Here is a 26655-nt window from a genome sequence, read left to right as displayed (position 1 = left end):
CGGTCTGATCGATGGATCAACTCAAGCAAGCATACGCTGCCGCAGCCAAGTACGGCTTCTGGATCGGCACCGCCACCATCACGCTGGGTGCGCTGGCGATCTGGTTCATCGTGACCGGCAATTTGGTCAAGGAGAACACAAGTCGCGCCGGAAAAATCAAGGGCGACGTCAGTGCGGTGTCGTCGTTGCGTATGGAACTCGATGAACATCCCAATCCGACTTCCAAGGAAGCGATGGATTTGCTGATCGAAGCTCGCCAGGACGAAGTCTTGCAAGCTTGGCAGGAAGTCTACGATGCCCAGCGTGACATTCTGGTGTGGCCGGAAGAGGAACTGACAAAGGAGTTCGTCGACGAATTTCGAGACCTCGTCCCGATCGAGGCTCACATTGCCTACCCGCCCGAACCGGGGCAGGAAAAACCGACTTCGTTCTTGAACACCTACGCGTTCTACATCAAGAACGTGTTGCCCAGCATCGCTGAAATTGCGAAAGCTGAATGGGAAGCTGAGTTCCGGTCCAACAGTGCCGCTGGTGGTGGAATGGATGCCATGATGGGCGGCATGGATTCGATGATGGGAATGGGGATGGGCATGGGCATGGGACGCGGTCCAGTCAACATCGCTGGCGTGGAAGATGTTCCGTTGGTGGATTGGCCTGTGGGGTCGCAATCAGCCATCATCTCGGAATTGTTCCCTTGGCAAGGCCGTCGTCCCACGACGTTGGAAGTTTATTACAGCCAAGAAAACCTTTGGATTCTGCGGCAAATGCTGGGGATTGTGGCGGACGTCAACGGTGATGCGAAGCAACCGTTCGAAGCCAAGATCCACGTCATCAACCACCTTTCGCTCGGTAAGAAAGTCAAGTTCACCGCTGGTTCCATTCAAAAACCAGGTGTTGCCATGACCGGTGGCATGGGGGGAATGGACATGGGCATGGATATGGGAATGGACATGGGGGGAATGGACGATATGTACGGAGACATGGGCGGAATGGGAGGCATGAGTGACATGGAAGCTCCCGATCCAGTCGACAACCGTTACGTCGATACCTCCTATGAACCCATTGATGGAGCAACCTTGCGATCCGCTTTGGAAAGCGAATCGCCCGAAGACGCACCGTTGAAAGTGGCGAAGCGTGTGCCAGTCATGATGTCTTTGCAAATTGACCAACGCTACATCCCTGACTTGCTGGCGGCCTGCGGCAGTGCACCGCTGATGGTCGAAGTCAAACAGGTCCGAATCCTTCCGAAGTCGGCGGGGGCGAACGCTGTTGGCGCGATGGGCGGCGGCGGGGGGGGTGGCATGGGCGGCATGGACTCGATGATGAGTGGCATGGACAGCGGCATGGGAATGGACGGCGGCATGGATGGTGGAATGGGGATGGGCGGAATGGGAATGGGAGGCATGGGCGGCATGGGAGGAATGATGGGCGGGGGAGCCAGCCAAGGCCCCAAGGAGAAATTCCCTCTCGATGTCACCGTCGAGGTCTATGGTCTGATTCACATTTACAACCCACCCAAGAAAGACCAACTGGGCGTGGAACTGGTCACCGAAGACACGGTCTTGGATGGCGAGACCATGGCCGAGAGTGCCGAGGAGGATTTGAAGGAATCCAATGGCGGCAATGCTGCGGCCGGTACCGGGGCCGATGCGACCGCTCCTGGCGACACGCCTGATTCAGCTCTGCCACCACCAGCCGAAACGGCACCGGAGGCGGCAGATCCTGCGGATGATGCGAATCCCGCGCAGCCCCCGGCAGGGGAAGCGTCGGTGACAGGTGGTTCCGCGGCGACGACGGGATAATCGTTGCAGTTGTGGTTTTGATTGGAGGAGGCGACCCTCCAATCTTTGAACTGGGTTTGATTGAACTTGTCGCCAACCTTTCCTTTTCTTTTTCGTTTGTGCGAGACAACTCATGGATGCCGACAAGATCAAGCAATTCTTCATCCTTCACGGTGAAAAATTTGTGGTCGGAATTGTTGTTCTGGCGGCTGCTTGGATGGTCTACGCTGGCCTGCAGATGCCCAACATGCTCGATGAGGTGCAGCCCGAGCGATTGGCCACCGACGCCAACACGGTGCGGAGCAGCATCGATGAGGATCACAACGAGCAGATCTTGCCCGAGCGAAAACCGCAGTTCGACATCCTGGCGGAAACCGCGCGCAAACGGACGCCGGTCGATTCCACGGCGTACAAGATGCCTCACCTGCTGGAACGCAAGACCATCGACACCTCGATCCGACGCAAGGATCCAGTGTTGCACCCACCGATGGAACTGCGTGTTGACAGCCACATCGCTTCGATCGCGATGCTTTCCCGCAGTGGAGACTACGCGCTCAAGGACCTGGAAGGCGCTGAAGCCTTGGAAGTGGTGGAACAAGAGAAGCCTCGCCCACGTCGTGGTGGACGTCGCCGTGGGGCCGGCATGGACGAAATGATGGGCATGGATATGGGGATGGACATGGGCATGGGCATGGACGCCGGGATGTACGGCGAAGACATGGGCATGGGGATGGACATGGGCATGATGGCAGGCGGCATGGGAACCATGTCGGCGACGGCTGCCGGTCGCCGCTTCAATGCGAAAAACAACTTTGGGTTCATCGCGACCCCCAAGGACAGCATGAAGCCTGTGCCGACAGGCGCTTGGTTCATTTCCGGTACCGCCGTCATTCCCCATCAAGCGATGGCTGAGTCATTCCGCGAAGCGTTGCAGGAAGCGGATGGTTATCTGCCGATGCGAGATCAACCACTGTATTTCAACTATGAAGTGCAACGCGCTGATGTGAGCAATAAACCCGTCGAGGAACTCACGGATGCGGACTGGGTCGTTCGCTACACGCGTGAAAAGAACGTCCTGGAAGCTGCCAAACTTTGGGCTGGGTACGCCAAGGAAGTTGTGCCGGAAGAATATCGCGACTTGAACGTGACCGCGTACATCCCGCCGATTTTGTTGGTTGACTACACGGATTTCGTCACTCATCCATTGATCCCCATGATTTCCCGTCGCGAAGAGCAGATGAAGGCTCGCGAGGAAATGATGAAGGAACAGGAGTTCGGGATCGATGACCTCGAATTGGCTGGTCCTGGTGCCTCGGGGATGCCCGGCATGGATATGGGAATGGACATGGGCATGGACATGGGCATGGATATGCAAATGGACATGGGCATGGGAATGGGTGGCATGGGAGCCTACGGCGGGATGGCGATGGTGGAAGAAGATCCCGTCGAATACAAGCTGATGCGGTTCTACGACTTCGCGAGCGACAAGGACCCTCAAACTCCTCGTCCAGGTCGCAAATACGTCTACCGAATTCGGTTGGCGGTTGTGGACCCGAACTTCCCTGCCAACGCTTTGCAACAACCGAAGATTTCGACGTTGTCGGGCGAGGTCTATCAACGAGTCTCCAAGTTGATGGAAGCTGCCGAAGCGGACAACGATCGTAAGGGGCACTTTCAACGTTGGTCGGAATGGAGTGAACCGAGTCCGTCGATTTCGCTGCCAACTTTCAATGACTACTTCGCCGGACCAGTCGAGGCACCTCGCACGAAGGTGCTGACTGTTGAAGGCAAAAAAGTGGAGTACTCCCCGGATCCGCCGACCGCCAAAGCCGTGAACTTCAGTTACAATACGGCGTACTGGACGGTGATGCCGATTTGGATGGAAAGCATCACCCCAGGTTCGGTTCTCTCTTACGAGGGCCCAGCGGAGCTGGTTGATCCGATTGATCTTGTGGTCAAAAAGGTAGAAGATGCGAAGGTGACTTCACAAACCACGGTCATCGATCTCGAAGGTGGCCGCGTGCTGCCCATGACTGGCGATTCCGAATTGGGTGAGCCCGGGATGATGCTGCTTTACGACGAGAATGGCTCGTTAAAAGTGACTGGTGAAGTGAACGATCAAGAGATGTATCGCATCTACTCCTTTGCCGAAGAACGCGGTCTGTAATAGCGAATGCCCCGATTCAACGCCTTTGAATACCTTTCCGCGCCAGAATCCACTCAGGCCGGAGCGTGCATCGGCGTTGTTTACGGTGTGGACAGCACGCTACGCAAATGGGCGATCGATGCGATCGTCGGCGAAAGCGAATGGACGCAAGTCGACGGCGAGGTCTGCAAATGGTCGGACCTGCGTGACGACTTAGCCACGGCGTCGTTGTTTGACTTTGACGGCGGGGACAAGCGAACGTTGGTCGTGCGGTCGGCCGACAAGTTTCTGTCCAATCATCGCAACGAGATCGAAAAGTACGTCGCCGCGCCCGGCGATGCGACGCGGTTGGTGTTGGAGCTGGAATCGCTCGCGAGCAACACGCGGGTGTACAAAGCGGTCGACAAAGAACACTTGCTGGTTGCTTGCACCAGTGCCACCGACGCCAAACTGGGAGTCACTGCGGCGGCGCGTCGAAAGTTTCTGACCAGCTTTGTTGCCGATCGTCACAAGACACAACTTGCTGCCGCCGCCGCCGATGCGTTGATCGAGATGCTGGGGGACGAGATCGGGATGCTCGACACCGAAATCGCAAAGCTGGCGTTGTACGTGGATGTGGGAGGGAAGATCGAAGAGCCGCTTGTGCGCGACGTCGTCGCGGGATGGCAAGGCAAGACGGTCTGGCAAATCACCGATGCAATTGCGGCGGGAGATGCCGCCGAAGCCTTGCGGCAACTCGACAAACTCTTCAGTGGCGGGCAACGGGCGATTGCATTGCTGCCTCAAATCGCATGGTCGCTGAGACGTTTGGGCATGACCACCGCTGCGATCGAATATCGCGAACGAAGTGGGCGTCCCTGGCAATTTGAGGACGCGTTGGCAGCCGGCGGCATCCGGCGTGGATTTGAAGTTCAATCTGCGAAGAAACAGTTGCAGTCGATTGGTCGCGAGCGAGCCAAGCAACTTCTGCCTTGGTTGTTGGATGCCGACCTGCGATTGAAGGGAACGCACAGCACAGAAGGTCGTGACCGGTTCTTGCTGGAACAGCTGATTCTGAAACTCGCTCGACAGACCTGATTGGCTGCACGCACTTGCGATGCCTCAGGTGATGCTCAGCTGAGGTTCGTCCACTGGGATGATTTTCTCATCCGCCGGCCAAGTGAAGCGGAACGTGGCTCCTTCTCCCTTGTCGGATTCAACCCAGGCTTCGCAGCCCTGGACTTGGACCAATCGTTTGACCAAGTGCAGCCCCATGCCCGTTCCGCGACGGTCTTGTCCGCTTTCGAGTGTTTGGAACATCCCAAAGATACGCTCTTGAGCGATGGACGGAATCCCAGGGCCATCATCGCTCACAGTGAACTGATAGGAGTCGTCGATGACTTCAGACGTGACGGTGACGACACTTCCTTGCGATGCATGTTTGATGGAGTTGCCAATCAGGTTGCGAAAGACTTGTTCCAGCGGTCCACGAGCGGTGGTGAGGGACGGCAATCGTTCGGGCAGTGACAACCGCATCGTGCCGGGCGGGGACATGAACGCGAACAGTTGTGGCAACGCCACGTTCAGGTCAATTGGCTCGACGGTGTCGGTTTGTTGGTTCACGCGAGCGTAGGCCAGCAAATCGTTGAGCAACCGGTCCATCCGGCTGACTTGAGCGTTCAACATCGTGAGGTGTTTGCGAACCTCTTGTCCGACCTGCTTGGGCATGTCTTCGTTGATCCACTCGGCCAAGTGCATGATGCCCCGGAGCGGTGCTTTGAGATCGTGCGACGCGATGTAGGCGAATCGGTCCAGGTCTTCGTTGCTGCGTTCGAGTTCTTCTTGTTTTGCTTTGAGATCGATCGCGACCAGGTGACGTTCCGTGATATCGGTGAAGGTCGCCAGGGTCATGATCTGGTTTTCAACTTCGATTGGAACGGTGACCACGCTGATCCGCATCTCGCTTCCATCGATGCGAGAGGTTTGGAACTCGAGTTGACGAGGTGATGACGCTTGCGATGCTCGCCTGTTGGCCGGCGGGGTGAGTTGATCGTGCAGATACAGCGGCAATAGATCGCTCAATTGAATCGGGCGATCAGCTGTGGGAGCGAGTTGATACATCGATTCAATCTTGGAATTGACCAGTTGCAATTGATGATTGGAATCGATCAACACACTGCCCATTGGGCTGCGTTCGAAGAGGTTTCGAAACTGAGCCTCTTTGTTTGCGAGCGCCCGCTGGGCCTCGTCGATTTCGGTGATGTTGGTGCCGACGACCAGGATGCGTGGAGCTTGATCGTGAAGCGAAGGCATCTCGTACTTGTCGATCAGCACTTTGTAGTCTTTGCCGTTTTGATTCTCCAATGTTTCTGGAACGCGTCGAAGCGGTTGCTTGTCTTCCAACAGTTGCCGATCGGAGGCTTGAAAACGGTCTCCCTGTTGCGGGTAGATCTCCCGAGTGAGTCGGCCTTCGATTTCTTTCGGGCTCATACCGGTGGCGTCAGCGGCGGCCCGGTTCACCCGCAAGATCCGGTGCGAATCATCTTTGATCCAAACGAAGGTCGGAATCGTGTCCAGAATTGTTTGGATTTCTCGGTGGCTGTCTTCGAGTTCTTGCTTGGCGTGAAAGTGCCCGTCCACATCCAGCAGGACGCTCAGCCAAATCGCTTCGCCACTTTCCTCCAGAGTGATCTTTCGCCCGCGTTCTTCGGAATATCGATAGCTGCCGTCACCGCGTCGCAGCCGATACCGAAGAGGTGTTTCGGTGATCCCAGGATGTTCTTCAGGGGCAAAGAAACAGTGCTCAAAAACTTCCCTGTCCTCCGGATGCACCAGCTGGAGCCACGTCGAAACAGCGTCCGCGGAAGGCGGTGCATTCTGGCCCAACGAGGAAAAACAAAGTTGGCTGAACAGCGGCGGTTGCGTGTCGGGCGATGAGGCCGAATGAATCGGCCGCAGATAGAACCCGCAGGTTGCGAGTTCAAGCACATCGAAGAAAAGCTCTCCGTGAGACTGGAGGTAGTCGCGGAGCGCTTTCATATCAAAGGTGGCAGACAGTGGGGGCGGAGTTGTCATCGATGAGTAACAGTAGCATCGGCTTCCGCGCTCGGCGTTTCATCTGTTCAATTTGCAAGGCTCTCGTATGCCGCGCGATCAGGCGCCGTGGTTGGAGGTGTCGTCAACATGATCAGCTGAGCCGTGGCATGCGCTTTGTCGGGGGAGCCTGAGGCTGCGATCGCACGCAACCATCCGATCGTTGCGGTGTGCCAACTCGCGGTGCCCTGCGGCAGACCGTCAGCCAGTCGTTTCCACCAAGTGGCGGCTCGTTTTTGATCGGATTTCAGTGGTGAAACAGCGTAGGCGTTGGCCGCTCGTCGGCACCACAGTGCCGCCTGCTGAGGTGATTGGTTCAGCTCTTCCGTGATCCGAGTTTCCGCCATCTCGCGTTGCCCTGCCCAGATCATCCAGCCAACTCGTTGCAGATCGCTGGGAAAATGAGGTTCGCTCGGATCGGCTGCAACATGCTCACTTTGCAGGGACAACAAGTAGTGTCCGATATCGACTCGTCGGGTTGGGGTGGCAACCACGTCGAGTTCCAAGCGTTTGGCCAACGCTTCGTTCAGTCCCGCGGGAGGAGACGCTTCGATGGCACGGGATTGCCCCTGGCGAAATGACTGCAACTGACGGAAGAACCCTTCACTGGCTTCGGATTGAAACCCTTGCCAGCGCGGGTCGGTTGTTTCCGCGAGCAGGCTGATCAGGTCGGCGTGAATCGTTCGGATGAATCCAAGATCGTCTCGCGCGTCCAGTTCGTCGTGCATCGCCGTGATCACTGCTGGATGCGACAATCGCAGCCAAGCCGTCGCCCAAGCCTGCAAAGCATTGTCACGGACGGAAGCCGATTCCGGCGCATCTGCTTCCCAGTGCGGCTCAGCAAATTGGAGCGAGATTTTGGCGGCGTCGAGCCAGCGTTCATCACGCTGAGCCCATTCCATTCGCCACCGGATGGCGGCAAAAGCCGATTGGGAGTCCGGCCATTGTTTTGCGATTTGGATCAGCATGGCGTCGACTTCGGAATCCGTGGCGACGGTGGGCCCAGCTGCCTGGGCAATCGTCGCCGCCTGCAGCAGTCCCTGGGCCGATTCGGGGGCCTTCGGGTGTCGTTGACTGACCCGTCGCAACAACTCCACCGCTGCCTTGGAATTGGATTGCCGTGCAAGGAGTGCGGCGGCTTTGATTGCGGAGTCCACACTTCGTGATGCAACGGGATCCGAAGCGGCTGCCTTGGCAAAGTGCAGCGCGGATTGCATCGGTTCGCCCCGACGCAAGAAGTACATGGCGTCGGCAATCCACAAACGTGGGTCCGAGTCATCCGTTGCCGGTCGGGGCACGCCGTCGGTTGATTGCAAACGAAACTGGGCCACGATCGTGTCGGCGCGGTCCTTGGCGTTCGCACCGTGTCGTTCGTGGATCGATTCCAGCCAATCGGCGACTGCTGTTTCGTCCTGTCTTGCCAGCAAGTAACGCAGGAAGGCCAAGTCCATTCGCACACCCACACGGGCGGCAGTGGAATCGTCTGCGTAAACTTGCTGCAGCATCTTCTCAGCGGCATTCAAGTCACCCGCCGTCAGTGCAACTCGAATGCGCAGGGCTCGGATTGATTCGGAGGGCGGATTCGAATCGGAAGTGGGCGGGATCGCATTGACGGATTCGCGAAGCACAGCGGCGGCGGATCTCGCGTCGCCTTGCCGCAGATGGGCTTCTGCCAACAGACGCAACACTTCCGATCGAGCCACCCCGTTAGCGGGCAGCGCCAGCAACGCGGCTTCGGCGATCTGCACCGCCTCGGCCGCCGACGCCACACCGTCCTTGCTTCCCTCTGAAAAAAGTTCCGATTTCAACACGGCCAGTTCGACACGTGAGAGCCAAGTCAAGCTTTTCTCACGGGCGGACTCCGGCGATTCCAGTTCGGTCAAGCGAGACTTCAGTTTGGCGTCGGCCTCGCCCACATTGGTCAACAGCACCGACAGCTTGTCATCGGGGATGGGCCGCGCGATGACTTCGATCAAGTCATTGCGGGTGGATTGCACCAGACTGTCGGATGATCCCGAATCCACCAATCGAGGCGGCCGAGCGGATGCCGCAGTCGCGGTTCCGTTGGGCGACGCTTGAGACCATGCCTGAGTAGGCGATGCCAATGGCACGAGGACCAGGCACCCCACGAAGCAGGCCGTTCTTCTTCGATTCGCAATCATGGCGAGGCAGGCTCCCGCGGCGATTGGAACTCGGGCGAGGCGGCGTCATCATCGGGAAAGGTGGCTTGCCCGGGCGTGGGTGAATTGGCGGAAACCGCCAGGTGAACTTGGGTAAATCCTGACAGGCGAACCAGATCGACGGTGGCGACCGTGACGGCCATTGAGATTTCCCCCTCGGGATCCACGATGATCGGAGGTGAAATGCCAAGGTCGGCGATCGCTCCCAGTCGTGATCGCAATGATTCGGGCGAAGAGAGTTTGGTGGTGCCCAAGAGGTAACGCACGGACGACTCACCCGAGCGTTCGATCTTCAGAACCAGCTCTTCGATCGGTGCTTCCGAGGTGACTTCCTGGGGAGGCAATTCCGACGACACTGCGGAGGACTCCGCGGCGACAGCCAACCCGCCTGGCATGTCTTGCTCGGGAGCGTCGAAACTGCTGGTCCAAACAAAGAACACCAGCAGCAGGAAAACGACATCGATCATGGAAGTCATCGCGATGCTTTGCTGCGAACCGCTGCGAATGCCAGGTCGCTTCATGGTGACACTCCTGCCCGCTGCGTGGATGGCAGGGTGGCGATCGAAAGGTCGCGAATGCCAGCTTGGTTGATTTGGTGCAGAACCGGTTCCACAAATTGATAGGCAACCGATTGGTCGACACGCAGTCGCACGGGGGTTTCCGCGATCGATTTGGTTTGCGTCAACCGGGTGATCATTTCTTCCAGCCCAACCGGTGTCGCGCCCAGCCACAGTTGATGTGAAGAGTCCATGGTCAGGTTGATCGGAGCGGCATTGGGATCGCTATCGATTGAGGAGGTCGCCGAGGGCAAATTGACCGCGTGTCGGTTTTCTTGCCGAGCCAGATGGCTGGAGACGAGAAAGAAGATGATCAGCAAGAACACAACATCGATCATCGGTGTCATGTTGATCTCGTCCACCCGACGACCGTTTTGGATGGATTGGCTGGGTGAACGCATGAGAGAAAGACAGGAGCGAGATAGTCACGGCGGTGCGAGACCACTATCGTAGTGCAAATTCTACTTTTGTTTTCCACGCGAAAATTTGCATGCCTTCGGAATCTTCCCAGTCGCTTTCCCAAGACGCTTCGAATCGTCCCGAGGTGCCTCGCGGTGGGGCGTGGACGTTTGTGAAAAACTTTGCTCGCAACCCCAATCAGGTTGGTGCCGTTTGGCCCAGCAGTCCTGGATTGGTGCGGCAAATGGTGGATTGGTTCGATTGGGACAGGGCTCGCGGGGTCGTTGAATTCGGGCCGGGCACGGGGGTTTTCACCGAGGCCATCCAAAGCCATTTGCACGACGACGCCAAATTTTTCGCCATCGAACGATCGCCCGAATTGGCCGCGATCACGCGAGCCCGTTGCCCGCAGGTCAACGTGGTGGAAGAGTCCGCTGAATCGGTCGCGGATCTGTGCCGAGACAATCAGATCGACCAGGTCCATGCGATCATTTGCGGATTGCCTTGGGCGTCGTTCCCCGACAGTTTGCAAACCAGCATTTTGGAAGCCACCCTGGACGTGCTGGCTCCCGGTGGCCAATTTGCCACGTTCGCTTATTGGCAGGGCGTCGTTTTGCCGGCGGGCCAACGGTTCTCGAAGAAGCTTCGAGGTGCGTTCACCGAGGTCCATCGCAGCCCCACGGTTTGGCGGAACATGCCGCCGGCGTTCATTTATCGCTGCGTGAAACGGTAGGTCGCGTCGCAGACGTGTTGCTCAGCTGCCTCTTTGCGGCGTCCGGTGTCATCGAGCTGAGTCATCGTGCGATGGCGGGGAATCCACCAACGGTGACGCTATTTCCGTCAGCCGGTTGGCCGGGAAGTCAATTGAACATTCTTGGGTGAGCAGCGACAATGGCGAGTGTTCGTTTGGTTCGTCCCGGCAACTCGCTCAAACAGAATTCGCGATCTCGCTCGCCCCTTTTTTCACGTCACGCAACCCTTCGCAGGAAAACCATCATGCAATTGGAATGGATCACTCGCACGTCCACTCGCACGTTTGCCCCAACCGCCTTGGGGTGGATCGTTGCGGCTGCGATCGGTGTGGCGACTGGTTTGAATTCTCCCGTGATGGCTCAAGAGACCGCTGTCAAAGATTCGCGAACAGCGGATCAACGAATCGATCAAATGGTCAACCGCGGGATCGAGTTTCTGCGTACGCGAGGGCAAAGCGACGAAGGTGCGTTCAGCGGCGAGACCGGAGCGGCCGTGACTGGGTTGTGCGTGCGAGCAATTTTGGAACATCGACCCGAGGCGGTTTCGTCGGACCCCGTCGTGGTCAAAGCGATCCAGTACTTGGAATCGAAAGTCCAGCCGGATGGCGGAATTTATGCGGTCGGATCCAAGCACCGGAACTACGAAACCTCGACCGCAGCGATGGCGCTGAACAAGGCCAATCAAGACGGTCGTTTCGACAGCCAACTGGAACGAGCCAAGAACTTCTTGAAAGACATCCAGTGGGACGAAGACGAAGGCGCGCAACCAAGTGACACTGCCTACGGTGGAGCTGGGTACGGCAGTCACTCTCGTCCTGATCTTTCGAACACCTCGTTCTTGATCGAGGCGCTGCGTGATCTGGGCACCGATGCCAACGACGAGTCCATACAAAAGGCACTCCTGTTTGTCAGTCGCACCCAGAATTTGCCTCAACATGGTAACGACACAGCCTACGCCGACAAAGTCGGTGATGGCGGTTTCTACTACACGCCTGCGGCTGGTGGACAGAGCCAGGCCGGTGAATCCGCCGACGGTGGTTTGCGAAGCTACGGATCGATGACGTACGCCGGACTGAAAAGCATGATCTATGCCGGGCTGACTCCTGAGGACCCTCGCGTCAACGCGGCGCTCGATTTCATTCGCAAGCACTACACGCTGGAAAACAACCCTGGCATGGGAGCCCAGGGCCAGTACTACTACTACCACACGTTTGCCAAGGCGCTCGACGTGGCGGGATTGGAAGTGATTGAGTCAACTGACGCCGGCCCGCGTGATTGGCGGATGGATTTGATCAACAAACTCGAAGCGGAGCAGCAAGCAGACGGCTCGTGGGTCAATCGCGAAGCGGAGCGTTGGATGGAGGGCGATCGCCAACTGGTCACCGCCTACTGCTTGCTGGCCCTCAAGCACGCTCGCAAGTAAGCCGGGGCGGAACGCTGGTCATGGAATCAATCATTCATTCCTGCCACGTCCCGCAGGCGAGCCTGTCGTCGTCCAAGTCCGCGTCTTCTGCCGTGGCTTCGTTTGGGGGCCATTCGGAACGAAAGGTTGGGATGCCGCTTGGCGAAGCACGGTGCAATTCGAAGAGTGGGATCAGCTCCGCCACCCGAGATTTGAGCTGCGGCGGAATCCTAGCCGACGCGGATCGGCCAAGGCCCATCTGCCGGGACCCGCTTGGAAAATTCTGGTCGGGCAACAAATCTAGGCGAGCCCGTGCGATCGCGTACAATTGGGTGATCCAAAACGTTTCATCCATCGACGGACCGACCCATCAAATCTTCGCCCCCTGCTTCGAACGACGCCGATTCGCGTCCACCCGCCGCACCGCCGGACGGGTACGTGTGCCGATATGGTTCGATGAGATTGTTGGGGGTGATGAGCGCGTCGGAACCCTTCCGCTACGGCGATGAGGTGGTCGTTCGCACTGACCGCGGCACTGAGATCGCGACCGTGTTGTGCGAAGCGACGGACGAAGCGGTTGAAAAAGTCCCGGCGAAAGGCAACGCGGAACCGGTCCATGGAAAGATCATTCGCCGCCTTGATGTCACCGATCGCGGCGATTGGTCGCAAATGTCGGAGATGACCCGGAAGGATTTGGACGTCGCAAAAAGGTGCGTTGACCAGCTGAAACTGTCAATGCAATTGATCGACGTCGAGCGATTGCTGGGCGGCGAGCGTGTGATCGTGTACTTCGTTGCCGACGGACGCGTCGATTTTCGCGAGCTGGTGAAGTTGGTCGGCCGCGAATTTCAGACTCGGATCGAAATGCGACAAATCGGGATTCGCGACGAAGCCAAGCTGTTGGCGGATTACGGGGATTGTGGTCAAGAGGTCTGCTGCAGCCGGTTTCTGAGCAAGATGCCGCCGGTTTCCATGAAGATGGCAAAGGTCCAGCGGGCGTCGTTGGATCCTGCGAAAATCTCAGGGCGTTGCGGGAGGCTCAAGTGCTGTTTGCGATACGAATTTGAGACCTACGAGGAAATGGCAGAGGAACTGCCCCCCATCGGCAGCGAGATTTTGACCCGCGATGGGACGGCCAAGGTCCTCGCCCAAGACATCTTGGCCGGACAATTGGTGGTCAAGACCGATGACCATCGACGCGTTATGATTCCTGCGGGGGACGTCATCAGCGTGACAAAACGGGGTTCCGGGGATCCTCCCAAACAACGTAAACGCTGATCATCCCCGAGCCTCTTCCTTTCTCTTCCTCGAATCTTCGCCATGCCATCCCCTGTCAAAGCGATGCAGGATCTCCTGCGAGACGACACTCGATACAAGCTCGAAGCGTATCAATTCATTCGCGAAGCGTTGCAATACGCCCACGAGAATTTGGACCAGATCGGTCCGCTTGGTTTCGGACCCAGCGATGACCCCAGCAGCGATGCGCCGCGTCATTTGACCGGCCAACAGCTCTGTGAGGCGTGCCGTTTGTATGCTGTCGACCAATTTGGTTACCTGGCCCAAATGGTGCTCGAAAACTGGGGCCTGCGGCAAACCAGCGATTTCGGCGAATTGGTTTACAATCTGATTCGGATCGAGCAAATGCGAAAAAGCGAGTCGGATCGACGGGAAGACTTTGACAACGTCTACGATTTCGAAAACGCGTTTCAACCCAAGTTTGAGCTGGCGCTCAGCGACGAGGATTGATTGAAATCATCCATCGCGACGACCTCTCCTACCACTCCTTGAAAAAGCATCATGCGTTTCACTTTTTTGCACGCCCTTGGGGTGTTGGTTGGTTTGGCAGCGATCACCACCGGGAAGGGTGTCGCCGATGACTTGGTCGCGGCCGATGGGCCGAAAACGGTGGCTCGTCAGACCGAAAAACCACGCCCCAAAGAAGAGGCCCGTCGGACTTACATGGGCCGGATTGTCGCTCAACCGATGTCGCACCGCGGTGCTGCCTGGTTGGTTCGTCCCGAACGAGACGACGAGGAAAAGGCCGGCGAATCCTTCGACCGCTTGGGGTTGGAACCTGGGATGACCGTCGTCGACCTGGGATGCGGCAATGGTTACTGGACGATCCCGATGGCGCGCGCCGTGGCGGCCCAACCCCAGCCCCCTTCTTCCGACGGTGCTGCGGCGGCGGAACCCGAGGAACAGTCAGCCGACGCGGGGTCGGAGACAGAATCGCTGGAAGGCCAGGTGTTGGCCGTTGATATTCAGCGTGAGATGCTGCAAATGCTTCAGCGAAACGCCGCCCGTGCAAAATTGGACAACATTCAGCCGGTGCTGGGAGCGATCGACGATCCCAAACTACCCGCTGGCCAAGTGGACTTGGTGCTGTTGGTCGATGTCTACCACGAGTTTTCGCATCCCGAATCGATGCTGTGGTCCATCCGCCAATCGCTCAAACCCGATGGCGTGATCGCTTTGCTGGAATACCGCGCGGAAGATCCTGCGGTTCCGATCAAGCCGCTGCACAAAATGTCCAAAGCACAAATCATGCAGGAATACAAAGCGTCGGATTTGAAACTCGTTCGCGAATACAACGGTTTGCCGTGGCAACACCTGATGTTCTTTGCTCGCGACGACAGTCCCCTGCCCGAGATCGAACCGGAACCGTTCACTCAAGAGTGAACGTCGGGGTGGATGTCAGAGCTGTGATCCGATCTTCCCGCTACGAGAGTGGCATCCAACAACCTCGCCCCGGATGGGGCCGCCGTCAGTAGCTCGGGGCGGGAGCCCCGAGACCGTGGCTACATGTGTTGAATCGTCGTGGACGACTCCATCGACTAGCCGTGACGCTTGCGAATCATTCTGCGAATAGCTTGGTGACTTCTTTCGATTCGCGATCGATCCGGTAAACCTGCTTCGCTTTGGGATCGGAAACGATCACGGCATCGGCTGTCGCGCTCAAGCCAACTGGGCCGAGCAACAGTTCCTCGTCGAACCACTTCTCCGTTTTGCCATCGGCGGTGAATTGCCAAATGCATTTGCCGTAGACATCAGAAACGAATCCAGTGCCGTTGTGCCACGCGATCCCGCCGGGAAAACCGTACGGACGATCCGTCACCACGGGCTCGCTGGTGTTCTTGGCGACATCGATTTTCACGACTGCGTCGGCGTCAGGTGTGACTGCGTAGAGGGCACCGTCTTCGTCGAAGACCAGCCCGCGAGCGTTCACACGAACGACCAATTCGGGCTCGCCACCTTCGATTGGCAAGGCGAATGTCGCACGCCGCTCGGCGTCCCCGACGTAGATCGTTTGCCCATCGGGTGAAACCACCAGGGCCATCGGGATTCCCAAGAACCCACCGTTGAGGGGTTTGGCATCCTGGCCGCCCGGTGCATCGGCATTGGGGGTCACGTGGTAGATCTCACGCGTTGCCGAATCGCCGACCAGCACACCGCCCTCTGGATGAGGTGTGGCGCTGAAAGGCCGGTTCATTGATTTGCGAAGGTAGCGTGAGCCGGTCACGAAACGTTGAGGCTTGGCGGCTTCTTGGGCGGGCCAAGGCACAGTCCAGACTCCCGGTGCGTCGGAATCGACGACGAACAACGCGTTCTCGGACATCACCGCACCACGTGGGTAAACGGGGCTTTCCGCTTCGGTCCAAAAATCAGCGGGGTAAGTCGCTGCCGTGGGCTCGGCTGGGGCTGCTTCGTCGGACTTGCCCGCGTCAGGAGTGGCCTGGGCGTCGGCGGCGTCTTGAGCGTTGGCCGAGTGGGAGTGCAGGCAGGTGCCGGACAATGCCGCTGCAATCACAACCAAACGCACGCTTTTGCAGTGCTGGAACGCGACCCGTGTGAAACTTCCCGGCGAGAAAGCAGGTGTGTTTGGGAAGAAAGAACCGAATGTTCCGGTTAGGCAAGATTTATTCATGAGGTGGGTTATGACGTCCGATAAGAAGAAAGTTCCATGTCCCTATTCCGGCAATGACGTCTCATGATAACCATTCCCCGTCGATTGTTGTGCCTGCTTGCGTGTTTCCTTTGTGTGATCTCGTCCTGGACGTTGTCCACCGCGACAGCGGCCGAGCAGTTGATCCGCAGCCGGTCCGTTTCACAGGGAAACACGTCGTCGGCTCAAGGGGCCAGTCGTTCGGGGTGGACGCCACAAAGCAGCAAACCAGCCGTGCAGCGGCGTCAATCGGCGTCCTCGCCGGTCAAGCAGGTCGGCTACTTGGACGGCGGTTGCGACTGCGATGCCTGTTCGTCGGCAGGCGTCATGGGCGGTCCTGGTTGTGGGATGGAAGCCAGCTGCGGACTCGAGGTGGGTTGTGGGTTGGAAGAGTACGGCGTCTGCAGTTGTGATGCCTGCACAGGCAATCTGGTGTCGGGCTGTGACAGCGGCTTTTGCGACGGCGGATGCGATGGGATGTGCGGCGGAGCCGAAATCGATTGCTTCCCGTTGTTCCTGCCGATCCTGCGAGTCGATTGGAGTCGCTTTTCGTTCTTTGCCGGATCGCAATCGTTCAAGTCACCCATGAACTACCCCGCTTTGGACGCCGCTGGGCAGCCTCGCGGCGGCAGCGGCAGTTTCGGCTACTACCAAGGTTTCAACGAGGGGCGTGACCTCCGGAATTGGTTGGGACTGGATCTCTCCGCTCAACTTGGTGTGCGTGCCACTCAAACCAACTTGGAAGGCGAAGAGTTCACCAGCGGACGAATGCATCAAGTCTTCGTGACGGGCGGATTCTTCCGTCGCGTTGATTACGGTCTGCAATATGGCTTGGTTGTCGACTACATGAATCAAGATTGGTACTACCAAAGCGACCTGGTTCAGCTTCGTGGTGAGTTGAGCTGGAAGGTGTCCGCGTGTCATGAATTTGGATTCCAATTCATGGCGGGTGTGACGGATCAAACCGTGACCACCGAAGCGGGCGGCTTCACCAGTTCGGAAACGATCGAGCCCGTCGATCAGTACCGGGCCTTCTATCGCCGAGCGATGGGAACGACCGGGCACATGACCGCGTTTTTGGGTGGCACGAGTGAAGAGCACTTCATTTGGGGCAGCGAAATGGAAATCCCGTTGCAAACCAACTGGTCGTTGTTGGTGGGGTCGGCTTACTTCAGCCCCGGCGATGACACAGCCTTGGACGCCAACGAAGCGGAAGGTTGGAATCTCTCGCTCGGGTTCGCCTTCCGTCCCGGTGTGACCGGACCGAAACAACGCTATCGAAACCCACTGTTCAACGTCGCCGACAACGGATCGTTCTTCCTCTTCCGCCGTTGAGCCGAATCGTTGGGACATATTCGGATTGTCGGCGGGCGTTTCTTGCTCCAAGGCAATGACCACGTCTCGAACCTTCTGAACGCCTCCTCACGTAAGGTGCCAGCCACTATTTGGAAAGAGCAGGCGTCGAAAGCACGTAAGGTGCCAGCCACTTGAAAGCACGTAAGGTGCCAGCCACTTTGCGGAGGCTAGTGGGCTGCTGCCGGCGAGCCGATCGGTAGCGGCATCACCGAGGCGGGATGCAACGTTTCATTTGGTACCAGCCACCTTTTCAAAAGTGCAGGCGTCGCGAATGGAGAGCGAATCTCACGGGGGCATCGCAATTTTCAGGCGAGGATCGTGAGCTCAGTGGCTCCGCCTCTCAATTGAGGTCGTTGGAGCGCAGCAGAGTAGAACAGTTGTCCCCAACTGTTCCGTCGCCCCTTGCACCACTGCGAAGGATGACGCGTGCTTTGACCTTGCTGCTCAAGCGAAGCAGGCTGCGGCTTGGACCTGGCCGCGGTGGTGATGGCGGCCGGTGCGTTCTGCATCGGCTTTCAGCGATTCAGGGCGACCGATGCAGCTGGTTTTGCCAAAGTATTTCTGCCAGTCCCACACCAAGTCTCGCCACATCGAAGCGTCGATTCCGACTTCCGAGAGCGTTTGGGCGAGACGCTTGGGCAGTTCAGCCGCTCGGCAGGCAATCGGTTGCGCCGCGGTCCAGTCCAGCAACCGTTTGTAATCGCTCCAGCGGATGTTCAAGAATCCGCGATCGCTGCTGCGGAGCCCTTTCGTGTGGACTTGCGGTTCGGTGGACAGTTTGGTTTCGCTCAACGTCAGAGGGCTCAACCATTCGTCTCGCCGGATCCGTTTGCCGGTTGGATTGCGTCGCTTCGCCCTGCGTTTTTCCTGAAGAACTTCGACGGGCGTTTCTCGGATTTCTCGTCCAGCTTCCTCCGTCGGAATCGGTTTCAGATCAAAGGCGGCCGAAGGGATTTGTTCGCCCTTGCGAGCTTCGATCCGGTCGTAGGCACTGGTGTGCGGGCTGGTCTCGGGGGTCGCCGTCAGCGCTGCGCGGACCGGATTCAGATCGACGTACATGCTGCAGGCGAGCAAGCCTGCCTCGTCGACGATTTTCTGTGCTTTGAAGCGACCTTCCCAGAATCTGCCGGTGCACTCGTCCTGTTTGTTTGCCAGTCGGGCAATGGGTTCGGCCAAGGCTCTCATGTACCAAGAGATGTCTGACAAGCGGCGACGGATTTCAGTCAGCCGCTCTTTGTTGCGAACCAGCATTTGCACATCGTTTTCAGTCGGCTCGGCCAAGTGTTCTTCGAGGCGTCGACCGGGGAACACACGCAGCCAGCGAATCGCAACTTCCTCGTCGCTCCATTGAGCACAGACATCCGGCCGGTTGCGGAGAATCTGATGCATGTGATTGCTCAACACCGCGTACGAAAGCACATCGACCGCGAACACCGAAGCCAGAGCTTCCATCCGCCGGCGAATCCATTCCCTGCGGAACGAGAAATCCTTGCCGGTCGCCTGGTCGACACCTGCAAGAAAGGCGCGTCGCACACATCGCTGGACCACGTGCACGATCCCCACTTCGCTGGGATCAAACTGTTCGCTTCGCTGAGGCCGCGGCATCGCTCTGCTCTCCAGTGGGATTGGCAAGACAAAGGCATCGTATGCATCGCATCAGCAAAGTCAAATTAGGGTGGATGGCACCATATGGAGGAGTAAGTTTTTCGGGTTGGTTCGGCGGGGACCGGCATTGATCCTGGAAATTGCGGCTTCCTTGCATTCGACGACGTTTCTGCGTGCTTTCATTTGCACGCTGGGTGCTTCACAATGGCGGTTTCCCACCCCCGCCTCCTTCCGCCCATCTTTGTGGAGACCGCTTGATGTCCCAGTTCCATCCTCCGGCATCGCTCTCGTTGACTCGCCTGACTGCCTTGGCGGTTTGTTTAGGAGGCTTGTCTTGGTCCTCGCTTTCCATTGACGCGGCGGAACCGGTTTCGGCAGATTCGAAGAAGGCCGGAAAGGTCGTTTGGTCGCAGTGGCGCGGCGGATCGCAACAAGGCATTGCACCTGAAGGCGATTATCCCACCGAGTGGTCGGAGTCCGATTCGATCAACCGCAAGGTGCCGGGAAGCGGTGCCAGCACACCGGTGGTGGTTGGCGACCGAGCGTTTTTGACCAGCGGCATTGATGGTAAAAATCATCTGTTGGGCATCGACATCGAGTCGTTGGAGATCGCGTTCCAAACTCCCCTGGGCGAAGACCGCGGGAACAAGCATCGCAAAGGCAGCGGGAGCAACCCTTCGCCCGTCACGGATGGCAAGCATGTGGTTGCCTATTTCCGCAGCGGCGATTTGGCCTGTTGTGACTTGGACGGCAAATCCATTTGGCACATCAATGTGCAAGAACGTTTTGGTGAGGACACGCTTTGGTGGGACCTGGGCTCCTCGCCGATGATCATTGACAACTTGGTGGTCGTTGCGGTCATGCAAACGGGCCCCAGCTACATCGTTGCGTTCGACATCGAGTCGGGCGAGATGGTGTGGAAAGATGATCGGATGGTGCCAGCTCCCGAAGAAGCCGCCCAGAGCTACTCGACCCCGTTGGCAACCGAGGTGAATGGCAAACCGGTGGTGGCTGTGTTGGGCGCCGACCACCTGACGCTGACGGATGCGAAAACCGGCAAGCGATTGGGAACGCTCGGGGGATTCAATCCGGACCAGGAAAAGTACTTCCGATCGATTGCCTCGCCTGTGATCACTGGCAACATCATCGTTTGCCCTTACTCGCGTGGTGCCACGTTGACCGGGGTCGAAATGCAGAAGTTGATCGCCGCTGGTGATGACGCCAGCGCGGCGAAGGATGCGATTCTGTGGATGCGTGATGATGTCGGGGCAGATGTTCCCACACCGGCTGCTCGCGATGGTGTCGTGTATGTGATGTCAGACGGCAAACGCGATCGGGGAACGCTGTACGCTCTGTCAGCTGAAACAGGCGAAACGCTTTGGAAGACCTCGCTGGCGCGGACGCGGGCTAGCTACAGCAGTTCGCCGTTGATCGTGGGCGATCGTCTCTATATCACTGACGAAGCCGGGGCGACTTCTGTGGTGGAGCACATCGGAGGCGAGTCAGAGCCGACTTTGTTGCACACAAACAAAGTGGACGACGACGAACAATTCACGGTTGCCAGCCCCGTCCCGTTTGGCGATGGGTTGTTGCTGCGGACGAAAAGTCATCTCTACAAAGTGACACGCTGAGCGATCCTCCGGTCCGTTTGCCGTTGATCTCCCACGAGAATCTCTGGACGCGAGTGGCTCGGACTTGCAACGATCGAACGAATTGATCGGGCGGGACGTATTCTCCCGACCCGGTGTCGGGCGCGGCTGCGAACGTCTGGGCAGGGATTGGTTGAGCAGAGATTGTCAGTGGAAGTGCAAAGGCCCAACGCCATGCCAAAGCCCCGGAACGTGCCACGGTTCAGGGAGGGCAGCGACGGTCGATTGTGTCAAACAAAAACCATGCAGACTGCCAAAGTGGCTTGCCAACGGAATAGGAAGAATAAATCTCTTGGAACAACTGTCGCAGCCCGTTGGAACGGGATTGCGAATTTCGGTTGTTTGGGTGGATGGAACAGTTTGGAAGCTAGACTTCAGTTTCGCGAATCGGCCTCCAGGGCGTTTCAACCCGTGTCTCGGGAGCAACTGCTGGCCACCTCGAGTCAGATCGAGTCATCCGGTTAGGCAACGATCCACCATCGCGGTACACTCCTTGCACTAGCGAGAGGCAACTCGCCATCGCCAGTGCCAACGAACAGTGAATTTTGAGGAAAAAACGGTATGAAAAAGGATTCCGAATCGAACTCTTCGGACAAATCCAACAAGGAAGAGCTCTCGACGGGACGCCGTGGGGGAAATCCGATGATCATCGCATTGGTGATCACGGTCTTGGCCGCGATGCTGTTTTTCAATCAACCCGAACCGTCATCGACGATCTCGGCGAGCTTCTTCCGAAGTGAACTCGAGAAAAACAACATTGAATCGGTTCGCATTGGCGACATCGAGGTTTCCGGGGAGTTCAAAACTCGCCCCGAAATTCCCGCCAGCGAATCGTCCGACGGGGACGCGAAACCGAAGGAATTGCTGAAGCGATTCAAATTCACCCGCCCTGCCGGAGCGGATTATGCCGTTCAGTTGGCGGAAGATCTTGAAAAACGAAAGATCAAGGACTGGGAGTTTGCTCCGCCGGACAACACCGCCGCGATTTTGAACCTGTTGATCCTGGTCGGTCTGCCGCTGGCGATCTTCTTCTTCATCTTCATGATGATTCGTCGCAGTCGCAACGACATGATGGGTGGCGGCTTCTTGTCAGGATTCAGCAAGAGCCCTGCGAAAAGATTTGAAGCCACCGACAAGGTCATCACCTTCAACGATGTCGCTGGGCTGGAAGGTGTGAAAGCGGACCTGCAGGAAATCGTGGACTTCCTGAAAACGCCTGAGAAGTTTCAGAAACTCGGTGGGCAGGTGCCCAAGGGAGTTCTGCTGAACGGACCTCCCGGAACAGGCAAGACGCTGTTGGCTCGCGCCGTCGCCGGTGAAGCCGACGTGCCGTTCTTTAGCGTCAACGGCAGTGAATTCATTCAAATGTTTGTTGGGGTTGGTGCCAGTCGTGTTCGCGACTTGTTCAAAACCGCCAAAGAGCAATCGCCTTCGATCATCTTCATCGATGAAATCGATGCGGTTGGTCGCCAGCGTGGCGCTGGTCTGGGCGGAGGCCACGATGAACGGGAACAAACTCTGAACCAGATCCTTGGTGAGATGGATGGTTTCAGTGGGACTCACGCCGTGATCGTGATCGCTGCGACGAATCGTCCGGATGTCTTGGACCCCGCCTTGCTGCGTCCCGGTCGGTTTGACCGCCACGTCACGGTGGGACGTCCGACGATGAAAGGCCGCGAAGAGATCTTCAAGGTTCACGTTCGAGACGTGCCTTTGGGCGACGATGTTGACCTGCACCGTTTGGCTGCTGGGACGGTCGGACTGACCGGAGCCGACATTCGCAACATGGTCAACGAAGCGGCTCTGTGGGCCGCTCGCAACGACAAAAAACTCGTTGAGATGAACGACTTTGATTACGCTCGCGACAAAATCTTGATGGGTGCGAAGCGTGAAGAAGTCTTGCTCGACAGCGAGAAAGAGAAGACCGCGTACCACGAAGCCGGGCACACCCTGACGGCTTGGCATTTGGAAGGTTCGCACATCGTACACAAAGTCACGATCATCCCGCGTGGTCGTGCCTTGGGAGTGACCCAGTACGTGCCCAACGAAGATCGTTTGAGCATGAGCAAAAAGGAACTCGAGCATCAATTGATCGTGTTGCTCGGGGGCCGTGCGGCCGAGAAAATCATCTACACCGAAACCTGTGTGGGTGCTGAAAATGACTTGGAACGCGCCACCAGCATCGCTCGACGGATGGTCACTCACTGGGGCATGAGCGCGAAGATTGGACCGGTCAGTTACAAAACCAGTGACGAAGATCCGTTTTTGGGTCGCGAGATTCACCAGCAGCGTCAGTTCAGCGAACACACGCAAGAACTGATCGATGAAGAGGTGGCTCGGATCCTAATGGAAGCCGACCAGAAAGCTGAACAACTTCTGCGCGAACATCGTGGCCAGTTGGAGACGATTACCCGTGCTCTGTTGGATCGCGAAGAGCTCAACGAAGTGGAATTGACAGAGCTGATTGGCCCTTCGATTCACAAACGTTCGGGCGACGACGACGGCAAGGTCGAGCAGATCATGGCACCCGAAGGGGCCGCTGAACGAACGTCGAATGCCTCCGCTCGACGCGAAGATTGAACCTTGGCGAAGAAGCAAAGCGGAAACCTCCGAGCGAATTTTCGAAAGAAGCACCAAGGCCGTGTACGGCGTGGTGATTTGACTCGTGATTTTCACGAAGGTGATTCGCAAGATGACGCCGTTCAATCCGAACGGCTGACTGGCAAAGGTGAACTGACTCGCAAACGCACGATCCAAGGTGCGGACGCCACGCCCGAATCAGCTGCCGGAATGCATGTGCAGGTGTCGGTGGACGAAGACAAGTTGCTGCAAGGCCGAGTGCTCAGCGTTCACGGTTTGCAAAGCAAGGTGCTGGGTGACAACGGTGTCTTGTACGCATGCGCGGTTCGGCAAGTCCTGAAGTCTCTCAGCACGAGTCAGCGAAACGTCATTGTGGCGGGCGACCGAGTTTGGTTTCGGTCCGAGTCACGGGATGGTGTGTCACTGAAGTCCGCTGCGGACGGAATGATCGAACGCGTTGAGCCACGAACGGGGATGATCAGTCGGACCAGTCGCGGCAAGCAACATGTTTTGGTTTCGAACATCGATGCGATGTTGATTATCGCCAGCGCGGAGCAACCGGGGATCAAACCGGCCTTGATCGACCGGATGATTTTGACCGCGCATCAATGCGAAATTGAACCGATCGTGATCATCAACAAAGTCGACTTGATCGATCTGGTTGATTTGCAACCACTGATTGGCGTTTATTCCGCGTTGGGCTATCGGGTTTTGCCCACATCGGCAGAAACCGGACAGAACGTCGACTACTTGCGGGCGTTGTTGAAGGACCGGCAAACCGCCTTGGCCGGTCAGAGCGGTGTTGGGAAAAGCAGTTTGCTCAACGTGGTCCAGCCAGGCCTGGGATTGGCGATTGGTGCGGTCAGCGCGGACAACGACAAGGGAAAACACACGACAACGGCCTCTCAGCTGATCCCGCTCGCGGACGGGGGGGCAGTCTTTGATACGCCGGGGATTCGGCAATTCCAGCTGTGGGACATCAGTGCTAGCGAAGTGGCCGGGTTGATGCCCGATTTGCGTCCTTATGTCAGCGGTTGTCGCTATCCAGACTGTCTGCATTTGGCCGAAGATGACTGCGCGGTGAAAAACGCAGTGGCGGACGCTCGGATCGATGCGAGACGTTACGACGCCTATTGTCATTTGCTGGAAGAAGAGCTGATGTAATTGTGGCGCAAAATTCGCTAGCTTTTGGGCTCCGGAGAGTGGTTCGGGCATGACAGCGGACCAAAATCTGCGAAACTGCTGTGGTGATTCAAATTCATTGTTGATTGCAACGCGATTTCACCTGGAAGTTCGTTTACGCCGTCAATTCGCTGAGGACGAGGTTGAAATGTTCGAGTTGGATTCTGAGTCATCATTGAATCAAGCACCTGAAACAAGCTCCCCGACGGGTGCCGCTGTCGCGAAAACTGTCGGTGAACCGACTCCAGCGGGCGATGGCAATCGCGAACGAAGCGAGAAGATGAACGGCGGAACAACCAAGAAGAAGCGGGGGGCACAACCCAAGCCTCACGAGAGCAAGCTTTACGACAACCTCGTGCCCGCTTACCAGGCCCTGTGGCCAGCGGTGGCACGTCGTCGCATCCTGAAGACCGTTGACTCGCTCAATATCTCCGCGAACACAAAGGTCTTGGAAGTCGGTGTCGGCACCGGCCTGTCGTTGGACGCCTATCCGACTCATGCCAAGGTCACCGGCGTCGATCTCTCGGAATCCATGTTGGCGGAAGCCGAAGATCTGATTGAGCAACGCGGATGGGATCATATTTCCGTCCAGCCAATGAATGCTGAGGAGCTGACCTTTGAAGACGCGAGTTTCGATCTCGTGACTTCGTTCCATACGATCAGCGTGGTTTCTCGCCCTGATCGAATGATGCGTGAACTCGTGCGTGTGTGTCGTCCAGGTGGTAAAATTCTGGTCATCAATCATTTCCGCAGCCCCAACCCATTGATCGCTCGAGTCGTTGACTCCGCCGGCAGTTTGACCCGGCACCTGGGATGGCGAACGGATCTGAACGTGGAAGAATTGCTCAACGAATTACCCATCCAGGTCACGCAATGCGAGAAGTCCAACCCGCTGTCACTGTTTCGAGTCCTGATCGCCGAACGCATCGCGTAGGCCACCAACCGGACAGGAGGCTTGCTCGCCTCACAGAGACCCGTGCTCCTGCCATTGCCGCACCCGCAGTCGAGCTTCGATCTGGGATGAGCGAGGGGAAGGCGAGTGACCTTGGCCGTGGAGCTTCCCTGCTGAAACGACGGTCTTTCTTGCAAGCCACCGCGGCCGCGGGCGTGACAGCGCTTGCAGGGACAGCGAACTCGCTGTTGCACGCTCGAGAGCCAATTGAACGCTCCGGCCCACCACGATTTCGAATCGGAATCGCTGGGTATTCGCTCCGCCCTTACTTCCGCTACATGAAGGGCAAAGAACAGAAGTTCCAACCAATTCCAGAGGGCGTGTCGTTCACCAGCCGTGATGTGTCCGCCGGTTTGACTCAGGTTGATTTCCTGGACTACTGTGTCTCGATGGGTGTCGAAGCCGCGGAGTTGACCGGTTATTTCATGACGCCCGGCCCGGACGGATTTCCAACCGAAGAATCATTGCTCGAACTGCGACGCCAAGCGTTCACCCGTGGGGTGGTCATCAGCGGGACCGCGATCGGAAACAACTTCACCGTGGGGCTTGGGGCGCGTTACGAACAAGAAATCAGCGATGCGATTCGCTGGATCGACTTGGCCGCCGTTCTGGGCGCCCCCCACATTCGCTTCTTTGCCGGAACAGCCGCTCAGTTGGCGAAATCACCCACTCGAATGGACGAAGCCGTTGCCGCCGTCAATCGCTGTGCGGAACAAGCTGCAAAGCAGGGTGTGTTTTTGGGTGTCGAGAATCACGGCCAATTGAGCGCGGCTCAGATGTTGGAAATCATGGATCGAGTGGATTCACCATGGGTTGGAATCAATCTCGACACCGGCAATTTTGTGTCGGACGATCCCTACGGTGACTTGGAAGCGTGTGCTCCCTACGCGGTCAATGTGCAAGTCAAACCGGTCATGAAATCACGCACCGGCGAGAAGACACCGGCCGACTATGACCGCATCGCAAAGATTCTTCGCGACTCCGGTTATCAAGGTTACGTGGTGTTGGAGTACGAAGACGCCGATGTCTTGGAAGCTCTTCCAAAGCACCTGGCACAGTTGCAAACGGCTTTGGCGTAGGGAACCCGTCAGGAAAGGTG

Annotated in this window: 20 protein-coding genes; 14 read left to right on the top strand and 6 right to left on the bottom strand. The window is 57.5% G+C overall.

What is annotated here, in order from left to right; all coding sequences use genetic code 11:
- The first annotated feature begins 11 nt into the window (after positions 1-11).
- The 3 genes from PSR62_RS17955 (at position 12) to holA (ending at position 5004) form a co-directional block, all read left to right on the top strand.
- Positions 12-1802 (top strand): hypothetical protein, encoded by a 1791-nt coding sequence (locus PSR62_RS17955; RefSeq protein WP_274404379.1) that lies wholly within the window; start codon positions 12-14, stop codon positions 1800-1802.
- Between the two features lie 112 nt (positions 1803-1914).
- Positions 1915-3948 (top strand): hypothetical protein, encoded by a 2034-nt coding sequence (locus PSR62_RS17950; protein WP_274404377.1) that lies wholly within the window; start codon positions 1915-1917, stop codon positions 3946-3948.
- A gap of 6 nt (positions 3949-3954) precedes the next feature.
- Positions 3955-5004, top strand: a complete 1050-nt coding sequence (gene holA / locus PSR62_RS17945; RefSeq protein WP_274404376.1) for a DNA polymerase III subunit delta — start codon at positions 3955-3957, stop codon at positions 5002-5004.
- Positions 5005-5028: 24 nt separating this feature from the next.
- Here holA and PSR62_RS17940 read toward each other — a convergent pair whose 3' ends face one another.
- The 4 genes from PSR62_RS17940 to PSR62_RS17925 form a co-directional block, all read right to left on the bottom strand.
- Positions 5029-6981 carry a PAS domain-containing sensor histidine kinase gene (locus PSR62_RS17940; protein WP_274404375.1) on the bottom strand — a complete coding sequence of 651 codons (1953 nt, stop codon included), beginning with the start codon at positions 6979-6981 and terminating at the stop codon, positions 5029-5031.
- A 47-nt stretch (positions 6982-7028) separates the two neighbouring features.
- Positions 7029-8996 (bottom strand): tetratricopeptide repeat protein, encoded by a 1968-nt coding sequence (locus PSR62_RS17935; RefSeq protein ID WP_274404374.1) that lies wholly within the window; start codon positions 8994-8996, stop codon positions 7029-7031.
- Positions 8997-9157: 161 nt separating this feature from the next.
- Positions 9158-9700 (bottom strand): biopolymer transporter ExbD, encoded by a 543-nt coding sequence (locus PSR62_RS17930; protein ID WP_274404373.1) that lies wholly within the window; start codon positions 9698-9700, stop codon positions 9158-9160.
- The gene (locus tag PSR62_RS17925; RefSeq protein ID WP_274404372.1) at positions 9697-10137 is read right to left on the bottom strand and encodes an ExbD/TolR family protein; all 441 of its coding nucleotides are present in this window, start codon (positions 10135-10137) and stop codon (positions 9697-9699) included. The genes PSR62_RS17930 and PSR62_RS17925 overlap by 4 nt, the downstream gene beginning before the upstream one ends.
- Before the next feature lie 89 nt (positions 10138-10226).
- Here PSR62_RS17925 and PSR62_RS17920 point away from each other — a divergent pair, with 89 nt between their 5' ends.
- The 5 genes from PSR62_RS17920 (at position 10227) to PSR62_RS17900 (ending at position 14968) form a co-directional block, all read left to right on the top strand.
- A complete protein-coding gene (locus PSR62_RS17920; protein ID WP_274404371.1) occupies positions 10227-10868 on the top strand; it encodes a class I SAM-dependent methyltransferase in 642 nt (213 codons plus the stop codon).
- Positions 10869-11131: 263 nt separating this feature from the next.
- On the top strand, positions 11132-12310 hold the full coding sequence (locus PSR62_RS17915) for a prenyltransferase/squalene oxidase repeat-containing protein (RefSeq protein WP_274404370.1): 1179 nt from the start codon (positions 11132-11134) through the stop codon (positions 12308-12310).
- Positions 12311-12745: 435 nt separating this feature from the next.
- Positions 12746-13567: a PSP1 domain-containing protein gene (locus PSR62_RS17910; RefSeq protein ID WP_338020091.1), complete on the top strand. Its 822-nt coding sequence runs from the start codon at positions 12746-12748 to the stop codon at positions 13565-13567.
- 42 nt (positions 13568-13609) lie between these two features.
- Positions 13610-14035, top strand: coding sequence for a Minf_1886 family protein (locus tag PSR62_RS17905; protein WP_274404368.1), 426 nt, complete (start codon positions 13610-13612; stop codon positions 14033-14035).
- Positions 14036-14086: 51 nt separating this feature from the next.
- Positions 14087-14968, top strand: a complete 882-nt coding sequence (locus tag PSR62_RS17900; RefSeq protein WP_274404367.1) for a class I SAM-dependent methyltransferase — start codon at positions 14087-14089, stop codon at positions 14966-14968.
- A gap of 175 nt (positions 14969-15143) precedes the next feature.
- On the opposite strand, the gene PSR62_RS17895 is transcribed toward PSR62_RS17900, so the two are convergent.
- Positions 15144-16214, bottom strand: a complete 1071-nt coding sequence (locus PSR62_RS17895) for a hypothetical protein (protein WP_274404366.1) — start codon at positions 16212-16214, stop codon at positions 15144-15146.
- A 63-nt stretch (positions 16215-16277) separates the two neighbouring features.
- Between PSR62_RS17895 and PSR62_RS17890 the strand changes: the two genes are divergently transcribed.
- The gene (locus PSR62_RS17890) at positions 16278-17567 is read left to right on the top strand and encodes a DUF6666 family protein (protein WP_274404365.1); all 1290 of its coding nucleotides are present in this window, start codon (positions 16278-16280) and stop codon (positions 17565-17567) included.
- Between the two features lie 465 nt (positions 17568-18032).
- Here PSR62_RS17890 and PSR62_RS17885 read toward each other — a convergent pair whose 3' ends face one another.
- Positions 18033-19193, bottom strand: a complete 1161-nt coding sequence (locus tag PSR62_RS17885; protein ID WP_274404364.1) for a hypothetical protein — start codon at positions 19191-19193, stop codon at positions 18033-18035.
- A 257-nt stretch (positions 19194-19450) separates the two neighbouring features.
- Here PSR62_RS17885 and PSR62_RS17880 point away from each other — a divergent pair, with 257 nt between their 5' ends.
- The 5 genes from PSR62_RS17880 to PSR62_RS17860 all read left to right on the top strand — a co-directional run bounded on the left by PSR62_RS17880 (position 19451) and on the right by PSR62_RS17860 (position 26635).
- The gene (locus PSR62_RS17880) at positions 19451-20824 is read left to right on the top strand and encodes an outer membrane protein assembly factor BamB family protein (protein WP_274404363.1); all 1374 of its coding nucleotides are present in this window, start codon (positions 19451-19453) and stop codon (positions 20822-20824) included.
- A gap of 579 nt (positions 20825-21403) precedes the next feature.
- A complete protein-coding gene (ftsH, locus tag PSR62_RS17875) occupies positions 21404-23422 on the top strand; it encodes an ATP-dependent zinc metalloprotease FtsH (protein ID WP_274404362.1) in 2019 nt (672 codons plus the stop codon).
- A gap of 3 nt (positions 23423-23425) precedes the next feature.
- A complete protein-coding gene (gene rsgA, locus PSR62_RS17870) occupies positions 23426-24586 on the top strand; it encodes a ribosome small subunit-dependent GTPase A (protein WP_274404361.1) in 1161 nt (386 codons plus the stop codon).
- A 166-nt stretch (positions 24587-24752) separates the two neighbouring features.
- Complete coding sequence (locus PSR62_RS17865; protein ID WP_338020220.1) at positions 24753-25538, top strand: class I SAM-dependent methyltransferase; 786 nt, start codon at positions 24753-24755, stop codon at positions 25536-25538.
- An 86-nt stretch (positions 25539-25624) separates the two neighbouring features.
- Positions 25625-26635 (top strand): sugar phosphate isomerase/epimerase family protein, encoded by a 1011-nt coding sequence (locus tag PSR62_RS17860; protein ID WP_274404359.1) that lies wholly within the window; start codon positions 25625-25627, stop codon positions 26633-26635.
- Positions 26636-26655: the final 20 nt, after the last annotated feature.

This window comes from Rhodopirellula sp. P2 (assembly GCF_028768465.1).
Classification (GTDB): domain Bacteria; phylum Planctomycetota; class Planctomycetia; order Pirellulales; family Pirellulaceae; genus Rhodopirellula.
This window is presented reverse-complemented; position numbering and strand designations above follow the sequence as displayed.